The organism is Saccharomonospora iraqiensis subsp. iraqiensis, from assembly GCF_000430445.1.
GTDB lineage: Bacteria > Actinomycetota > Actinomycetes > Mycobacteriales > Pseudonocardiaceae > Saccharomonospora > Saccharomonospora iraqiensis.
The window spans coordinates 1-1,644 of record NZ_AICW01000018.1 but is presented as its reverse complement, the minus strand read 5'-3'; the positions used below and the strand labels follow the sequence as shown (position 1 = coordinate 1,644).

Genomic DNA, 1,644 nt, shown 5'->3' with positions numbered 1-1,644 from the left:
GGGCGTGGCTGATCGACCCGGCCGCCCACGGCGGGCACCGGGAGACGGATCTGGCCATGCTGGAGCTGTTCGGGACCCCGCTGCTCGGGCACATCCTGGGCGGTTACCGGGAGGCCGCCGAAGCCGCGGGCGCCCCGCTCGCCGCGGACCGGCAGCGACGGGTGCCGCTGCACCAGTTGTTCCCCCTGCTCGTGCACACCGTGCTGTTCGGGGGCGGCTACGCCCGGCAGGCGCTCGACGCGGCGAAGGCGACCCTGCAGGCCGGCTGAGCACCCGGCGGGCCGCGCCGCCCGGGTCGCCACCCCACGAGGCCCCGACACCCGGATCCCCGCCACACCCGCGGCACCCTGACCGGGCCCCGCCCGTGCCCGGCGCATACCGTGGGGATCGTGCGGTGGAAGTTGCTGCTCCGGCCGAGCTGGCTGGCGCTGACGCTGGTGGTGTTCGGGTTCGCCGTCACCTGTTACACGGTGCTCGCACCCTGGCAGTTCGACCGGCACAACGAGCGGGAGGCCACCAACGAGGCCGTGCGGGCGTCGTTCACCGAACCGGCCGCGCCCGCCGACGACGTCCTGCCCACCGCGGGTCCGCCCGGGCCGGAGGCCGAGTGGCAGCGGGTGCTGGTGGAGGGCACCTACCTGCCCGAGCACGAGGTCATCGCCCGGCTGCGGACCGTGCGCGGGGAACCCGCGTTCGAGGTGCTCACCCCGATGCGGACCACCTCGGGGGAGGTGCTGCTGATCGACCGGGGATACCTGCGCCCGGACGACTCGGAGGTTCCGCCCTACGCCGCCCCGCCGGAGGGAACGGTGCGGGTCGAGGCCCGGGTGCGGTCCGACGAGACCGATCCGCAGGCCCGCCCGGCGTTCGCGAACGCCTCCACCGGTGGCGCCCTGCACACCTACGCCGTGGACTCCCGGGTGGTGGCCGAGGCGACCGGCCTCGACCTGCGGCGCGGCTATTACCCGCTGAGCGAGGGACAGCCGGGCGTGCTGAACCCGCTGCCGCTGCCGCAGATCGACGCGGGGCCGTACTTCTCGTACGCACTGCAGTGGATCGCGTTCGGCACCATGGGCGTGCTGGGCTGGGCCTACTTCACCGTGCGCGAGCTCAAACCCGGCGGCGCACTCGCCGAGGACCGCCCGACCGGGGGACGCCGCCGCTCGGTCGCCGAGATCCTCGCCGAGGACGAGGACCCCGCACCGGACCCCCACTCCACTCCCCGGCCCCGGTAGCCCCCACCCCGGACGGGTGCCGTGAAGGGCACGTTCCCTGCGTGTGACGCAGTGAATGTGCCCCTCGCTGCGCGTGACGCAGTGAAGGAGGCCCTCACGGCACCGGACGCGGGCAGGGAGTCCTTCACGGCAACCCCCGCCGCGCACGGCGGTGCGGGTGGGGGCGCAGGGCGAGGAGGCTGGTGAGGGCGGCGGTGAGCCAGCCGACGACGCGGGAGAGTTCCACGGCGCGGGTGACATGGCCTGCGTCCGGTGTGCGGCCCTCACCGAGCACGGGCAGTTCCCGCGGCCCGTGCGGGTGGACGGTGCGTCCCCCGAGCCGCACCCCGAGCGCGCCGGCGAACGCCGCCTCCACACGCCCCGTGTTCGGCCCGGGATGCAGCACCGTGTCCCGCCGCCACGCCCGCCA

At 75.3% G+C, this 1,644-nt stretch carries 3 protein-coding genes; 2 read left to right on the top strand and 1 reads right to left on the bottom strand.

Translation table 11 applies throughout. From position 1 onward, the window contains the following. A partial coding sequence (locus ACTIR_RS20890) for a fructosamine kinase family protein (RefSeq protein ID WP_034237466.1) occupies positions 1-269 on the top strand: 269 nt, incomplete at its 5' end. Positions 270-389: 120 nt separating this feature from the next. Further along, the gene (locus ACTIR_RS0100055) at positions 390-1,235 is read left to right on the top strand and encodes an SURF1 family cytochrome oxidase biogenesis protein (RefSeq protein ID WP_411431301.1); all 846 of its coding nucleotides are present in this window, start codon (positions 390-392) and stop codon (positions 1,233-1,235) included. A gap of 124 nt (positions 1,236-1,359) precedes the next feature. Here the strand turns inward: ACTIR_RS0100055 and ACTIR_RS20885 are convergent. Next, on the bottom strand, positions 1,360-1,644 hold a 285-nt coding region (locus tag ACTIR_RS20885; RefSeq protein ID WP_034237464.1), incomplete at its 5' end, for a cobalamin biosynthesis protein.